The organism is Arcticibacter tournemirensis (assembly GCF_006716645.1).
Lineage (GTDB): Bacteria > Bacteroidota > Bacteroidia > Sphingobacteriales > Sphingobacteriaceae > Arcticibacter > Arcticibacter tournemirensis.
In genome coordinates, this window is sequence record NZ_VFPL01000001.1 from 4,116,975 (window position 1) to 4,131,835 (window position 14,861).

General features: G+C 45.1%; 12 protein-coding genes. 3 read left to right on the forward strand and 9 right to left on the reverse strand.

The features are described 5' to 3' along the window. Positions 1 to 6: 6 nt before the first annotated feature. The 7 genes from BDE36_RS17265 to BDE36_RS17295 form a co-directional block, all read right to left on the reverse strand. Positions 7 to 477: a cupin domain-containing protein gene (locus BDE36_RS17265; protein ID WP_141815852.1), complete on the reverse strand. Its 471-nt coding sequence runs from the start codon at positions 475 to 477 to the stop codon at positions 7 to 9. A 240-nt stretch (positions 478 to 717) separates the two neighbouring features. After that, entirely contained in the window at positions 718 to 1,446 is a 729-nt protein-coding gene (locus tag BDE36_RS17270; RefSeq protein WP_141815853.1) for a LytR/AlgR family response regulator transcription factor, read from the reverse strand. Then, a complete protein-coding gene (locus BDE36_RS17275; RefSeq protein ID WP_141815854.1) occupies positions 1,443 to 2,516 on the reverse strand; it encodes a sensor histidine kinase in 1,074 nt (357 codons plus the stop codon). Before BDE36_RS17275 ends, BDE36_RS17270 begins: the two co-directional genes overlap by 4 nt. A gap of 105 nt (positions 2,517 to 2,621) precedes the next feature. Beyond that, positions 2,622 to 3,758, reverse strand: coding sequence for a serine hydrolase domain-containing protein (locus BDE36_RS17280; RefSeq protein ID WP_141815855.1), 1,137 nt, complete (start codon positions 3,756 to 3,758; stop codon positions 2,622 to 2,624). A gap of 195 nt (positions 3,759 to 3,953) precedes the next feature. Next, positions 3,954 to 5,717: a RagB/SusD family nutrient uptake outer membrane protein gene (locus BDE36_RS17285; RefSeq protein ID WP_141815856.1), complete on the reverse strand. Its 1,764-nt coding sequence runs from the start codon at positions 5,715 to 5,717 to the stop codon at positions 3,954 to 3,956. 18 nt (positions 5,718 to 5,735) lie between these two features. Continuing rightward, a complete protein-coding gene (locus BDE36_RS17290) occupies positions 5,736 to 9,026 on the reverse strand; it encodes a SusC/RagA family TonB-linked outer membrane protein (protein ID WP_141815857.1) in 3,291 nt (1,096 codons plus the stop codon). 194 nt (positions 9,027 to 9,220) lie between these two features. After that, positions 9,221 to 10,210: a GlxA family transcriptional regulator gene (locus BDE36_RS17295; protein ID WP_141815858.1), complete on the reverse strand. Its 990-nt coding sequence runs from the start codon at positions 10,208 to 10,210 to the stop codon at positions 9,221 to 9,223. A 201-nt stretch (positions 10,211 to 10,411) separates the two neighbouring features. On the opposite strand from BDE36_RS17295, the gene BDE36_RS17300 reads away from it, so the two are divergent. The 3 genes from BDE36_RS17300 (at position 10,412) to BDE36_RS17310 (ending at position 12,698) form a co-directional block, all read left to right on the forward strand. Further along, positions 10,412 to 10,855, forward strand: a complete 444-nt coding sequence (locus BDE36_RS17300; protein ID WP_141815859.1) for an SRPBCC family protein — start codon at positions 10,412 to 10,414, stop codon at positions 10,853 to 10,855. Between the two features lie 99 nt (positions 10,856 to 10,954). Further along, positions 10,955 to 11,728, forward strand: coding sequence for an SDR family NAD(P)-dependent oxidoreductase (locus BDE36_RS17305; protein WP_141815860.1), 774 nt, complete (start codon positions 10,955 to 10,957; stop codon positions 11,726 to 11,728). A 52-nt stretch (positions 11,729 to 11,780) separates the two neighbouring features. Continuing rightward, positions 11,781 to 12,698, forward strand: coding sequence for a helix-turn-helix domain-containing protein (locus BDE36_RS17310; RefSeq protein WP_141815861.1), 918 nt, complete (start codon positions 11,781 to 11,783; stop codon positions 12,696 to 12,698). Here the strand turns inward: BDE36_RS17310 and gap are convergent, their stop codons facing one another. Further along, positions 12,699 to 13,676, reverse strand: a complete 978-nt coding sequence (gene gap, locus BDE36_RS17315; protein WP_141815862.1) for a type I glyceraldehyde-3-phosphate dehydrogenase — start codon at positions 13,674 to 13,676, stop codon at positions 12,699 to 12,701. 28 nt (positions 13,677 to 13,704) lie between these two features. Continuing rightward, positions 13,705 to 14,736, reverse strand: a complete 1,032-nt coding sequence (locus BDE36_RS17320; RefSeq protein WP_141815863.1) for a GlxA family transcriptional regulator — start codon at positions 14,734 to 14,736, stop codon at positions 13,705 to 13,707. Positions 14,737 to 14,861: the final 125 nt, after the last annotated feature.

A 14,861-nucleotide genomic window follows, 5' to 3' on the forward strand; every position in this document is an offset into this window, starting at 1 on the left:
AAGAGATTAAAAAATTGTAATACCATAGGATAAAGTCATCCTTTTTGTGAGGTGGGCAATAAATTCAGTGGAAGGCGGGCCTTGTGGCGGTGTTACTACTGGTTCGCCGATACAAGGCTTGCTGAACTCTATAAAGTATTCCCAGAAGTTGCCTGGAGAGATTAGTGTAAGAAATCTGACTTCACGGCTCAGGATCTTAAACAAATGAGGCACCTTTCGGGGCGCAAAAACCGCATCGCCGGCTTTCACATGTATCTCTTTCCCGTCAATCTGAAAAAACATTTCGCCGCTCAGCAGATAGAAAGCCTCGTCTTCGTCGGCATGTAGATGCATGGGTGGCTCTGCTCCTTGCGGCAGTACCATTTCCATTAATGCTAATGCTCCGCCCGACTGCCCTGGCGAGATTAGTGTTCTGACGTAGCCCCCATTATATTCACGGTAGACTGTCGCCACTTCACTTTTCAATTCTTCTGACATATTATTTGATTGTTTTATTTCCGGCAAATTTTTGAAAGGAAAAGAATGCAAACAAATTAAGTCGATGTATGCGCTGTTCTGTCGATGGAAAGCAGCATCAGTTGCCAAAAGGCAAAACTGTTAATAGTTCGGCCTTTAACAGAAAAAGCAGTTCCCAGTCACCGCAAATCCATTTCCGGCAACGAAAAACCAGGCTGATGAGACGCGGGTGCAAGATTCAGCGGTTCGCGAAAGTTGAAGTCAGGCACCAGAACTGAATCGCTTTTGACATTCGAGCTTGTAATTTCTCCCAATAGGCAGCTCCTTTCCCAAAACCTGCACGTAATTAGGGTGAAAACACTCAATCTTATCCAGAGGAACGATAAAAGAACGATGAATCCGGACGAAAGCGTTTAGCGGCAGCAGCTTTTCCATGACGCCGATCTTATGTTTTGAAGTAAGTGTGCGGTCTTTCAACACAACTTTTATATAGTCCTTGAGACTTTCTATCCAATAAATTTCTGAAGTATTGATCTTAACCGTGCGACGCTCTATACGCAGGTACAAAAAATGGTCGTTATGCGCTGTCTGGGTACCGGCTGATTCGGCGTTATCTCTTATGAGTTGCGGGCCTTTAAACACAGAAAGGACTTTATCCATTGCTCTCAAAAAGCGTTCGAAGGGAATGGGTTTCAAAAGGTAATCCAACGCACTGAGGTCAAAGCCATCGAGCGCATATTCCTGATAGGCCGTGGTAAAGACCACTTTGGGAGGCACCCTCAAACTTCTGACAAGGTCGGTACCGCTCAACCCAGGCATCTTAACATCCAGGAAAACCAGGTCAATCCTCGTTGATTGCAGCAGTTGAAAAGCCCTGATCGCATTATGGCAGGTATCAACAAGTTCAATATCAGGAAAATTGGCAAGATACTTCTCAATCACTTCTATGGCGTGGGGCTCATCATCGATAATTAACGTTCTTATGGTCATTTTCCATTGATTAAAGCGGGCTGAATAGTATGTATCTTCAACACGGCAATGTACACATCATCCTCGTCGTCCAATTCAAGCGTGTATCTGCCAGGATAGAGCAGTTCGAGTCGCTTCCTCACATTGGATAAACCCACCTTCTCAAAGTCCCTTTTTCCTGCAGGCCCCTTGCCTTCGGGCTTACTATTGGTTACTTTCAGCAACAGCTGATCATTTTGGATCATCAATTCAATACTTATCCATGGAGCATCAACAGTCTCGCTTACCCCGTGCTTAAAAGCGTTTTCTACCAGGGGCAACATGAGCAAAGGCGCTATACGTCGCGCACAGGGATCACCATGGAACGTAAAATTAAGATCAAGCCGTTCTTCATAACGGATCTTTTCAAGGGCAACGTAGCTTTGCAGTATTTCTATATCGCGTTTCAGGAGCACTTCGTCCGAGCGACATTCGTATAGCATATACCGCAAAATATTAGAAAGACCGAGGATCACGCCTGGCGTTTGTTTCGACTCGCTTAGCGAAAGCGCATAAAGATTGTTCAGCGTATTGAACAAAAAATGAGGATGTACCTGTCCCTTAAGAAAGTTGAGCTCAGCCTGAACAGCAGCCTGTTGCCGCTCATACCACATTTGAATAAAGCGTAACGAAATACCTATCCATACAATAACATTACTTCTTTCAACCGCATTCACAAAATCTCCAGGCCTGAGCAACTGCCGTATAAACGTACCGTCCAGCTTGCTCCAGCTGAAAGCCGGATCCTGAGCTTTGTAAAATTGAAAGATATAGGGATCTGAAATAAGAATCTCGTTAAGGCGATATAGTACGGCGACCAAAATAGCCACGGTTAAGCAGGCTATCACTGTAACGATGTATTTTTGCCTAAAAAAGAACCTTGGAATGATCCAGTAAGAAACAGCGTAAAAATACACCATGTGCACCGGCAACAGCATCAGGATTACGGCAAACCCCAGGCGGTAATTATCGTAGGCAGTACCATAGATCAGCGTAAGCACCAGGGTACCAAGGCACCAAAAGGCAATCTGCTGAACTATCGGCTTCTTCATTGTGTTGAATAACGCTATAAAATTCAAAAATATAATTTAATTGGCTGCTGCCGGATAATCATCAACAAACGGCAAGATACATTGACAACAACAAAACTCTCGTATTTATCTGACAAGGTTTCTTTTCAGCGTTTTCGGCATTTCCTGTGGCTTGAACTTCGGGAGATAATGCTGTAGTATGTTGCCGGAAATATAAGGATACATATCCGCGAAATTGCTTAGTTCTATCACCGTAAGTTTTTCGGATGGGACGCGAAGAATATCCCCTAGTCCGGGACCGCCACTATGGCCGATGACCTGATAGCCGTTATTTAATTGAGTGGTCCATCCTAATTGGGTGAAACCTCCCTTGATCTCCGTTTCTTTTTTCATTTCCTCCTGCATCGAAGCGTTGATCAACGTTTGTTTATCAAGAGCGATAGTCCATTTTAGGGCATCCCGGATAGACAAAAACATGCCTCCAGCATCATAGCTAGTAGGTGCATAAAAGCTCTTAAAAATTAGCGGACCATTTCTTCCTGTAGTAAAATTCTGTGATTTGTGCTTTAATGGAACCATAGTTAACACCCTCAAGTCGCGCTGCTCAACATCGTACCCGCTGTTTGACATTCCGATCTGATCGAAGACCTCTTTCTTGAGAACCTGTTCGAAGGGCTGACCTCCTATTTTTTCTATAACGTACTGGAGGAGGAAATAATCGCCGTTTACATACGATTGTTTCGTACCGGGCTCGAAGTTCATCGGTGCCGCCTTTAGCTTCTCTATCAGTACCGGCATGCTGTCGACCTTGAAAGGCTCGGTTGCTGCAATACCAATGGAACCGCCGAGGGATGCCGGCCACGGAACGCCACTCTCATGGGCAACAAGATGCCCGATGGTGATCTTGCTCCAGGTCCCAGGCGTATTTGGAATATAGGCCGAAACCTTATCCTCCAAGGATATTTTTTTCTGTTGTATCCATTTCATCAATAAAGTCGAGGTAAAGAGTTTACTTACAGAGGCTATTTGAAAAGCAGTGCTTTCGGAAACCGGAATGTCATGCTCAATGTTTGCTATACCATACGTGTTGCAATGAAGTACTTTGCCGTTCCTGATGACGGCAACTGCCATGCCTGGGATACCGATTTCTTTCATCTCATTTTTGATGTATGAATCGATCCACGGGTCGGCAACGGTCATTTGCCGGGCATATACAGCCGAGCCCATCATCAGCACCAAAAGGAGTAAATTATTTTTCATCATGAATACTGTTCAGTTATGTTACTTTTAAAGTTACAAATTTATGTGCCGGGGTTTAACAATTCAGGACTATCGACAGACAACAGTTTACGTCGACGGACTGCCTGCTGCGACGATACCCCTAAAAAGAAAAGATCTCATCCCCAATACATAGGGAATGAGATCATCCAGTGTAAAACGATTTTAGATTTTCTTTAGCTACCAGCCTGGATTCTGCCCGAGAGCAGGATTCATATTATAGTCTGTCTGGGGAATTGGATACAAATACTTCTTATCCTCCCATTCGCGAACTCCGGGATTAAATATCACCTCACCTGAAGTTCCGTTGGAAAGCTGTATCCTTCCGGCCGCGCTGGAAGTACTCACATCAACGAATGCTATACCCGAAGTTGTAGAAGTTGGCTTACTTCCCTGGTAGAAGTAAACATCTTTGATCCCGTCGCCGTTAAGGTCATATTCGCCTAAAGCCGGCACATAAATTCCATTCATTACGGCTTCCTCAAAAAGTTCACCGATATGCCACCTCTTCAAATCATCGGGACGAAGGCCCTCGAAGATTAACTCAACCGCACGTTCACGCATAACTTCCAACAACACGGGGTTGGTGAACTTACCCTTGTAAAAATTAACAAGGTAGGGATCTGCTGCAGTTGGCATAGTGGTAAGAGTGATACCCGTAATTCCGGCACGACGGCGTAAGGCGCCGATTGTGGCAGCCCAATCTACATCTGTCATCTGTCCGAGTTCAGTCAGTGCTTCTGCTTTATTCAGCAATACTTCTCCCCATCGCATAATGATATGAGCGTTATCATTCCTGCTTTCGTCATCGTATGGAAACCTTTCATCATACGACCACTTAATAGGCTGATATCCGGTAAACGTTTGATTGAAGTTTGGAGGAGCAACAACAGGAACCCCATTTTCAGTCCTCTTATAGTCCCCTGAACGAATAGTCTGCTTTAACCGCAGGTCGCGATCCTTTACCTCGTCAACAAATTGAGTCGTGCTGTAGGCCGGATCGGCTGTAAACGGGGTACCATCGATTTTTAAGTAAGTATTGATGAAGCGACGTGTCAAACTGGGGCGATTGCCATAAGTTGGACTGATGAACCGCCGGTTAGCAGAGCTAAACACTTGTAGGCTTGCATCCAATACTACAGCGAGGATAGTTTCGTCGACATAAGGGGTTTTTGTAATAAAAAGCTCGCGGTATGAGCGATCAGATGACTGTCCCTGGTGCAAAGAATAACCGGTGATCTTATTCGCTTCACTTACAACCTCCGAATACCATTGGTTTGCCGTCGCCTGCTGCTTGTAAACGGTGTGGTACCGCCGGAAGGAAGCTTCATACAGACAAATCCTGGTCTTATAGGCTCTGGCAACATTCTTTGTAATCCTTGTGCAAGTTGCATCTTTAGTCAAAGTGATGTTCTCGATCGCAAAATTCAAATCGGCCAGCACCTTGTCCATCACTTCAAAGCGATTTGTACGCGGTGCTTTGAGGGATACTGTATCGTTTACATCGATCGTTCTGTCTATCCATGGAACGTCGCCGAAGCGTTTCACTTTTTCAAAATAAAACAGGGCACGAAAGAAGCGGGCCAAACCGATGTAGTTGTTTTTAGTGGCCAGACTGCTCTTTTCTGCGTTTTCTATGAAATAATTTATGTTACGCAAATCAGACCATGACCACCCCGAGCTGGTAATGGGACTTAAAGCATTCACGGCGAGAAAATTATCTACACCATTTCGCGCTACCACATCCGAAACATCGTCAATTTGGAACACCCCTACATCCGGGTTTGGCAATATATCGTAGAAGGAATTCGTATAGAGTTCCATACCACCCTCAGAGTCAAAAATAGCTTCGTTTGTTGCGGTATCAACAGGAACTTCATTTAGCTCGCAGGAAGATAACGACATCATCATTACCACCGTCAATATCGAATAGAATATCTTCATGATCTTGTTCTTAAAAAATTAGAAATTAACATTTAATCCGAGGGAAATGGCCTTCAGCATGGGGTAGTTATATCCATCGCCACTGCCGCCGCCGCTGAGGTCTCGATCTGAACCATAAATATTGGTAACGTCAGTGTCCTTGGTCCATTTGTACATCGGCGACCAGGTCCAGAGGTTTTCAGCAGAGACATAAAGACGCACATCGCTGGCATAGAGCTTAGCAGCGAGACGTTTCGGCAGACTATAACCTACCTGAAGATTCCTCAGCCGGATATACGACGCATCCTGCAGAAAACGATCATTTGCTACCTGAAGAGCCCGACCGGTGCCCTGAGCAACATAACCCACCAGGCGAGGGAGATAGGCATCGAAATTGCCAAGCTCTTCTCTGAACATATTATCCTCGTGCCATCTGGGGTAACTATTATAAGGCCGGTTATACTGTCCCCAGAAACGCGACTCAGCAGCCGGGTAGTAATCCTGCTTCAGCACCCCCTGAAAGAATGCCGACACAAAGAACCCGCTCCAGTCTCCCGACAGGTTAAAACCGTAAGTGTACCTGGGTTCCGAGTTGCCAATAATTGTCTTATCGCCCGAATTACCAACCTGATTTAAACCCTCGAAAATAACGTTGTCGCCATCGAGATTTCTGAACTTCAGGTCGCCAACATAGTTCTTTCTTGTATTGGTGTTAGGGATATTTGCTTGCGAAGGCGAGTTCGCTATTTCGTCCGCAGATCGGAAAAGGCCCTCTACCTGATAACCCCAGATCTCTCCTACGCGCTGACCTTCATAGTAGTCACTTAGTTTTTTGTCGGCGTTATTGTATTTAGTAATTTCGGCAATATAGTCGGACATGGTTACACGTATTCCATAATTGAAAGGCTTTTTTGCCAGAGAGAAACGGTCGTTCCAGTTCACTGATATCTCCCATCCCGTAGTTTCCATATCTGCAAAATTCCCTTTGGGAACTCCTGTACCAAAAACCGCAGGCACCGTTGGGCCAACAGTAAACATGTCGCTCGTCCAGCGACGATATGCATCTCCGACGAACTGGAGTTTACCATCCAAACTTGAGAAGTCAAGCCCTATATTACCGGTTGTAGACGTTTCCCAGGTTAGACCAATTGGAATGATAGCTGGCTGGCTGGTCCGCTGCGGGCGTACGCCGTTGATGATACGCTCAGACTGAGTGATCTTGAAGTTTTCGGTAAAAGAATATGGATCTATATTTCCGTTCCCAAGTGAACCATACGAAACACGCAGTTTAACATCCGAAAGTATCTTCCGGTTCACACCCCAGAACGGCTCCTCCGAAAGTCTCCAACCGGCTGAAACCGAAGGAAAGAAGGCCCATTGCTCGTCGGTAGGAAATTTAGAAGAACCATCGTACCGGCCGTTCAGCTCCAGCAAATAGCGCTCCTTAAAGTTGTAATTCACCCTGAAAAACCCACCTGCTATCGCCCATTTCTGGTTGCCGCCCGTGGTCGAAACACTTTGACCTAAAGCAAGGTTAATATCGTCGGCCCCCCAATATAAGATGCCGTTTCGCTGTGCCGTAAGATTCCTGTAAAGCGACTGTTCATAGTTGAAGCCAGCCAGAAATTTGAAGTTGTGTGTATTGTTAATTGACTTTATATAGTCGGCATAAACGTTCGTAGCTAAATACTCCGTGGTTCTTCTGCGTTCCTGAATGTCGTTAGTATTTGTACCGGTATAGCCAATCACTCCCTGATAGCGGCTGTAAGGAACCTGAACCCTATTTTGTTGTGAACCAATATCTGTACTCTGGAAAGTAAAATCGGCCCGCAGGGTGAGGCTTTTATCAAAAAAATCAGCAGTCACCGCGGTCCTGTTTTTGAGGAAACGCTGTGAATTATCTACACCGCTTCTGCCCAAATAATAGTCGCCCACGGTATAAGCAGCAGAAAACGAAAGCGTTCCGTCGGGATTCAGCAGCGGCGCCAGAGGATGTCCTTCATCGGCTATATTCCGCCAGATACCACTCCCCTCTCCAACATTCAATGGCTGATGGTAATCCATATAGGCGTATTCGGTATTATTCTCAATCCTCAACCATTTACTGAGTTCAATACTTCCTTTGCCGCGTAAATTGTACATTTCATAGGTATCCGAGTTATAGCGAAAGAGTCCATCCTGACCGTTATAACGACCGCTCAGGTAGAATGCAGCTTTATCATTACCTCCTGAAAGCGAAAGATTATGCTCCTTCGACACAAAATTGTCCTTATATAATTCCTTGTACCAGTCGGTACTGTAGTAATACCTATATTCATTGTTCGCCGGGTTAATCTCCACTCTGGGTAAAGAGGGGTCTTCCCACCTTCTCTTTATTTCAGCGAGATAGTCTTTCGAGAACGGCAATGTTTTGTTCACTGCAGTAGGTGTATTCCCGTTATCGTTCCATCGCGACCAGGCATCGCTAAAACCTTGAGCCCATGGATATGATTCGGTAATGTTATCAGGTACCGTTGTAGGTGATTTCCATGAGTAGTTTGTAGAATAATTAATCGCCGTTTTCCCCTCTTTAGCCGACTTAGTGGTGATCAATACTACCCCAAAAGCTGCACGTGCGCCATAAATGGAGGCAGAGGCAGCATCTTTCAACACTGAAATACTTTCTATATCATTGGGATTGAGCATACGGGGATCGCCCTCAACGTTATCAATGAGTACCAGAGCATTCCCACCCTGACCAATAGAGGTAGTACCCCTGACATTGAAACTTGGAGATTGTGTTGGCTTGCCGTCGAGCATTCTGATATTCAGGTTCGGGATCACGCCTACCAGTCCCTGAGAAACATTGGGAATAGGACGATTTTGTAATTCTTCGGCGTCAACCTGATCTACCGCTCCTGTAAGGTTTGCTTTTTTTTGCCGGCCATATCCTACTACTACCACTTCATTCAGGGAGTTGCTTTCTTCCTTCAGAATGAAACTAAGATTGAGAGTCTGGCCCTCTTTAACTGTAATAGTTCGCCGCTCGGATGCGAAGGAAATGAAGGAAACTTCAAGAACATGACTTCCCGCAGGAACGTTAAGTATAAACTTACCGTCCACGTCGGCAGAAGTGCTGATCTGCCGGTCAATAACCTTAACAGATGCGCCAGGCAGCGGCATCCCTTTAGCGTCTGTTATCCGACCTGTTACCCGGCCTGTTTGCTGCACTTCTGTACGCATAGTTTCGTACGTCGCTGGCAAAGCACGCAGGGGTGCGCAGTAAGCAATAGTAGCACAACATAATACCCAGGTTTTTAAATACCGTTTACATCGTAGTGGTGTCTTCATTATAAATTGCGTTTAGTGGCAGAGATTATGCTTTTTAAATTGCCGCAATGTTAGTTGGCGCAAAAGAACCCTGGGTTAAGCTTAGATTACCTTTATTTTAAGAAACATTAGAGGCGATGGACATAGTAAGCAACGGGAATTACAGCCCGAAACTTTCCGGGCAGTTGGTTCAGGTGTGCGAATGAAGTACTGCTTTAATATTGGATGAAAGATTCTTTGTTGTATTTGTTCTTGTATTCAAGCGGAGACAGACCTGTGATTTTCCGGAATACTTCCCTGAAAGCTTTCACATCAGAGTAGCCCACTTCAAACATAACTTCGTTAATGGTTTTCCGGGTGCTTTCGAGCGCTTTTTTTGCCGACTCAATTTTTACTCTTTGGGCATATTCCAGGGGCGTATTGCCGGTAGCCTTAATAAATCTTCTATCAAAATTCCTCCTGCCGATCGCAAACTTTGAGGATAAAGCCTCGACCGAAATCTTTTCGTTGATATTGTTCTCTATATAAGTCTGGGCCTTTTGCACCATCATGTCGCCATGATGTTTTTGCCCGGTAAATATTACAAACGCCGACTGACTACTCCTGTCGAGTTCTATCTGGAATACCTTGGAACAATAGATGGCTGTCTGCCTGTCGTAATATTTCTCAATGAGGTATATCACCAGGTTCAAAAAAGAATAGGCTCCTCCATTTGTATAAATTCCCTTCTCGTCGGTGATCAATTGGTCTGAATGCAAATTCACTTTGGGATAATTTGCTTTGAAAGCATTGGCATACGACCAATGTGTTGAGCAGCTTCTGCCATCCATAATGCCTGTAGATGCAAGAATAAAAGCGCCGGAACACATGCTGGCTATTTCCGCGCCTCTATTATACTGCTGCCTTATCCAGTCAAACATCAACCTGCTCTCGCTTGTTTCATCCCCCGGGATTGCTGATGGAATAATGATCAGGTCAGTCTTAGCAATATCTGATATGAGGGCATCAAGCTTTAGGGCCACCAGGTTATGAATATAATCCTTTTTGGGCCTTATACCTGCTACTACCAACTCATATTTCGGTTTATTTCCCTGCTCTGTCCAGTATGCACTTGCGCGTGTGAGTATCTCAACAGTACCAATAATACATGCTACGGTACCAAGGTTACAATGTCCTTCAGGATACAAAAGAGTGATATGTTTCATGTCAGGAAAATATATTCAAAGATACCGATGCAACTCGTCCAAATCAACCCACCACAAAGTCTATTTTACCACCATGTATGTGCATTTAAAGACCCTACATTTGCTTTGCTGTCAAACCCATCGGCTGTAAAATTCAGAAGGTGCGGTATTGAACCGGGGTAAGCGTGTGATAATCATTAACTACAATTTAAAAAAGAGAAAATGAAAAACCAGAATTTCAACACAACTATCGTGGTTGATCAAACGCCCGAAGAGGTATTCAATGTAATATTGGATGTACGGGCCTGGTGGTCGGGACTATTCAACGAGTCCTTTGAAGGAAGCTCCGGGAAATTAGGCGATGAATTCACCTTTCGTGCAGGCGAAGGCATGCACTACACCAAACAAAAGCTCGTGGAACTCGTCCCTGATAAAAAAGTAGTTTGGCTGGTAACTGAAAGTAACCTCAGCTTCACAAACACAACAGATGAATGGACCAGCACTAAAATATCATTTGATATCTCCCGGGAAGATAACAAGACAAAAATTTCGTTTACTCACGCAGGGTTGGTTCCCGAATTTGAATGCTATGAAGCATGTGCTCCAGCATGGACACGGTATATACACGAGAGGCTGGTTGCTGCAATAGCTAACGCAACCAGATGATATCGTATTCGTTTAAGCTACAAATGTCCTTGATTTGGTTATTATGAAAAAACAACAATTACTGAATTTTGCTTTATTCATTCATTAATTGTTACTCTTATGGAAAACCAAATTGAATCATCAACAAACTATCAATCTGTTGCTCTTGTAACCGGCGCCAACCAGGGTGTAGGCTTTCAGATAGCAAAAGCGCTGGCATCTAATGGTTATAAGGTATATGTCGGGTCGCGAAACCCCGGCAATGGAGAAAAGGCTGCTACTGAAATTGGCGCTAATGCACAAGCTATCCAGTTGGATGTCACACAGCAATCAACCATTAGCGCTGCAGTCGACCGTATTGAAAAGGAAGAGGGTCGTCTGGACTTGCTGGTGAACAACGCGGCGATAGCACATGCGGGCAAACCGGGTAGAACATTGGAAGATGCTACCGAGGCTGGTCGCGCAACCAATGCCTCTCTTGACGAAGTAAGGACGGTTTGGGAAACAAACGTGTTCGGTGTCATCAGCGTCACCCAGGCAATGTTACCTTTGCTTCGCAAATCAAGTGCAGCGCGTATCGTCAATGTGTCAAGCGGACTAGGCTCACTCACCTGGATCTCCGATCCCGCCTGCTGGGCAAGAGAACATTTTGGTGTGGTTTATGCAGCTTCTAAGACAGCGCTTAATGCCGTTACCATGGCTTTTGCCATAGAGCTGGAAAAGGAAAATATCAAGGTGAATGCAGTCAGCCCCGGTTTCACCGCCACTGCCCTGAATAACTTCCAGGGTACTGATACCGTTGAGGTGGGCTCGCGCGAACCGGTGCGTGTGGCGCTGGAAACAGATGGACCAACCGGCACTTTCACAGGGCCGGACGGCGCGCTTCCGTGGTAGTAAATTCATTACCGGTGACTAAAACAGTCGCCGGTACTTATTATCTTTAACTATGAAAAACGAATATCCGAAAGTCAGCAAGATAGAATCTATACCCGAGCTCCATCGCGAACTGGGCCTTCCGGGTCCCCTGCATCCGCTAATCAGCTTATTGGACGCCACGAACGGACAAATAGACATGAGCCGGCTTCCGGGTAGTTATATAACGGGGTTCTATAAGGTCACATTTATTACCCACCTGGGAGGAAAGTTCAGGTATGGTCAGGGTTATTATGATTTCGATGAAGGCAACCTCATATTCACGGCACCCAACCAGGTTGTGGGCAGTACGAAAAATTATGAGGGCAATAAAGGTTATTCGCTGATCGTCCATCCGGATTTCCTGCAGGGTTATCCATTAGCCCGGAAGATCAAAAACTATGGTTTTTTCTCTTATGCCATCAACGAAGCGTTGCATCTGTCAGAGCAGGAAAAATCAACCATGCTCGCCATTTACGGTATTATACGCGACGAATTGAACAGCAGGATCGACGACTTCAGCCATGAGGTGATTATCTCACAGATCGAGTTGCTGTTGAATTATGCCAAGCGCTTTTATAAGCGCCAGTTCCTGACCAGGCAGGTGATTACCAACGACCTGCTCCGGCAATTGGAAGATTTGCTGGATAATTACTTTAACGAAGAAAAGCCCATCGTCCACGGTATCCCGACTGTTCAATATCTTGCAGAAAAACTGAACTACACACCGAATTATTTAAGTGATATGCTGCGCTCGCTCACCGGACTGAACGCACAACAGCATATTCATCAAAAACTAATTGAAAGATCAAAAGACCTATTGTCGGGCACCAGTCTGACCATCAGTGAAGTGGCTTACAAATTAGGCTTTGAGCATCCACAATCTTTCAGCAGGCTGTTCAAAATAAAAACCCGGATATCACCCGTACAATTCAGGACAGCCTTTAATTAATCACAGTATACTTACCATTTCAGCGATCCTGTTAGAAATCCCTACTTCGTTATCATACCAGGCCACGACCTTCACCATCTCACCAATGTTCTTAGTCATAGTGCCATCCACGACAGAGGAATGTGTATTTCCCAGGATATCAGAAGACACCAGGGGTTCTTCTGTGTATTCCAAAATACCCTTCAATGAGTTTTCTGCGTAGTGTTTAAACAGTTCATTCAATTCCTTCGCTGAAACTTCCTTTTTCAGGTTGACAGAAAGATCGACGATTGACGCATCAATCACCGGAACGCGGTAAGAATAACCATCCATTATGCCTTTTAGATTGGGGAGTACGTCGCCAATGGCTCTGGCAGCACCGGTTGTTGTCGGAATAATAGAATACGTCGCGGCACGAGCTCTGCGCAAATCTCTATGAGGGGCATCCTGCAAATTTTGATCGGCCGTGAAGGCATGTACAGTAACCATGTATCCCGACTTTACACCAAACTCTTTATCAAGTATATACAATATGGGTGCGATACTGCCGGTGGTACAAGATGCAGTAGAATAGATCTGATCATTGCCAATCAAATCGTCGTTTATACCATGAACAATTGTTTTTACGCCGCCGGTAGCTGGTGCAGTGATCAGTACCTTCTTTGCGCCTGCGGCGATGTGGGCCTGGGCGGCCGATTTATCAGTAAACCGGCCCGTTGATTCTACTACTACATCAACTCCGAGGGATTCCCACGGTAACTTCGCCGGGTCTTTTTCGCTCAGTAAACGTATCTTCTTTTCGTTTACTATGATGTTTTCACCATCTTCCAGAACTTCACCCGGAAAACGTCCATGAGCGGTATCGTATTTTAAGAGATGTGTTAACGTCTTGATATCGGTAAGGTCATTGACTGCTACAACCTCTACTTCTGGCTTATTTTCAAGCGCGCGAAGTGTCATCCGGCCAATACGGCCGAATCCATTAATTGCAATTTTCATAATGTTAATTTTTAAAGTTTGAATTACATTAAGTGATCACATCGGCTAAAGAGGTTCTAAAAGCCCTCCGGTAGTCGGATGGTGTGACCATTAAGTGACGTAAAAAAGTCCTCCTCATTGATACCAGACCACCTAGTCCGCATTTCTCAGCGATCTCTTCCAATGTGCTATCGGTATCTTCAAGATATTTACGCGCCGCTTCAACACGTAGCTTTTCTACATATTTTGCCGGTGGTGTACCTGTTTGTTTATGAAATACTCTGGTGAAGTTCCTGGGACTCATATTAATATGATCTGCTAGCCGCACGATATCAAGCGGTTCGTGCAGGTGTTCGATCATCCAGGGACGCATCTTTTCGGCAATGTTTTGATGATCTTGTACAGGCAGTAAATTGCCGAACTGAACCTGAAACCCTGGCCTGTTGAGGTAAAATACCAGTCGCCGGGCTACCTGCATCGCTATTTCCCTGCCGTAGTCTTCTTCTACGAGGGCCAGGGCCAGGTCTATCCCTGAAGACACCCCACCGGAAGTATAAATCTTGCCGTCTTTTGTGTAAAACGGATTGGAATCTACCTGAACCAACGGATAGTTTTTCTGAAGCTGCCCGCCACGGTCCCAATGGGTAGTTGCCCTTTTGCCGTTTAATAGCCCAGCCTTGGCAAGTGCGAAAGCGCCCGCACAGACAGAGCCTACTCTCCGTGTTTGCTGATCTGCTGCAGACAGCCAGCTGTAAAATTCCTGATAATTTGGATCGTCGAGGTTCTGAACATCGTTACTTCCCGCGATCAATAATGTATCGATGTGACCGCGGACTTCCATCACAGAGTACATGCAATTGATCTCAATTCCGGCAGAGGTAGTTACCTGCTTAGTGGCAGTCGGCGAAACCACAAGTACATTATAGCCCCCGGAGCCTCCGCTACGTTCAATAATTGTATTGGCACAATTGAACACGTCTGCAGGCCCGGAAAAATCAAGCAACATATGGCCTGTCATTGCAACGATTACCACTTGTTTTTTTGGCTTATCTTTCCTGACCGATAAATCCTCCTGATTCATAAATCAAATTTACAGAATAAAGAATTCGTCTAAAAGGACATAAATTATACAATTTAAGCCAACATTCCCCCAGAGATGACAGTAGTACCTACTGGTTTCTTCAGGGAATCCCTTGCGATTAAAGC

What these genes read in the sequence shown, in the direction of transcription:
- BDE36_RS17320 (WP_141815863.1), bottom strand. Translation starts at nt 14,736, where the DNA reads ATGAATCAGGAGGATTTATCGGTCAGGAAAGATAAGCCAAAAAAACAA.
- BDE36_RS17300 (WP_141815859.1), top strand. Translation starts at nt 10,412, where the DNA reads ATGAAAAACCAGAATTTCAACACAACTATCGTGGTTGATCAAACGCCC.
- BDE36_RS17310 (WP_141815861.1), top strand. Translation starts at nt 11,781, where the DNA reads ATGAAAAACGAATATCCGAAAGTCAGCAAGATAGAATCTATACCCGAG.
- gap (WP_141815862.1), bottom strand. Translation starts at nt 13,676, where the DNA reads ATGAAAATTGCAATTAATGGATTCGGCCGTATTGGCCGGATGACACTT.
- BDE36_RS17280 (WP_141815855.1), bottom strand. Translation starts at nt 3,758, where the DNA reads ATGATGAAAAATAATTTACTCCTTTTGGTGCTGATGATGGGCTCGGCT.
- BDE36_RS17305 (WP_141815860.1), top strand. Translation starts at nt 10,955, where the DNA reads ATGGAAAACCAAATTGAATCATCAACAAACTATCAATCTGTTGCTCTT.
- BDE36_RS17275 (WP_141815854.1), bottom strand. Translation starts at nt 2,516, where the DNA reads ATGAAGAAGCCGATAGTTCAGCAGATTGCCTTTTGGTGCCTTGGTACC.
- BDE36_RS17290 (WP_141815857.1), bottom strand. Translation starts at nt 9,026, where the DNA reads ATGAAGACACCACTACGATGTAAACGGTATTTAAAAACCTGGGTATTA.
- BDE36_RS17285 (WP_141815856.1), bottom strand. Translation starts at nt 5,717, where the DNA reads ATGAAGATATTCTATTCGATATTGACGGTGGTAATGATGATGTCGTTA.
- BDE36_RS17295 (WP_141815858.1), bottom strand. Translation starts at nt 10,210, where the DNA reads ATGAAACATATCACTCTTTTGTATCCTGAAGGACATTGTAACCTTGGT.
- BDE36_RS17270 (WP_141815853.1), bottom strand. Translation starts at nt 1,446, where the DNA reads ATGACCATAAGAACGTTAATTATCGATGATGAGCCCCACGCCATAGAA.
- BDE36_RS17265 (WP_141815852.1), bottom strand. Translation starts at nt 477, where the DNA reads ATGTCAGAAGAATTGAAAAGTGAAGTGGCGACAGTCTACCGTGAATAT.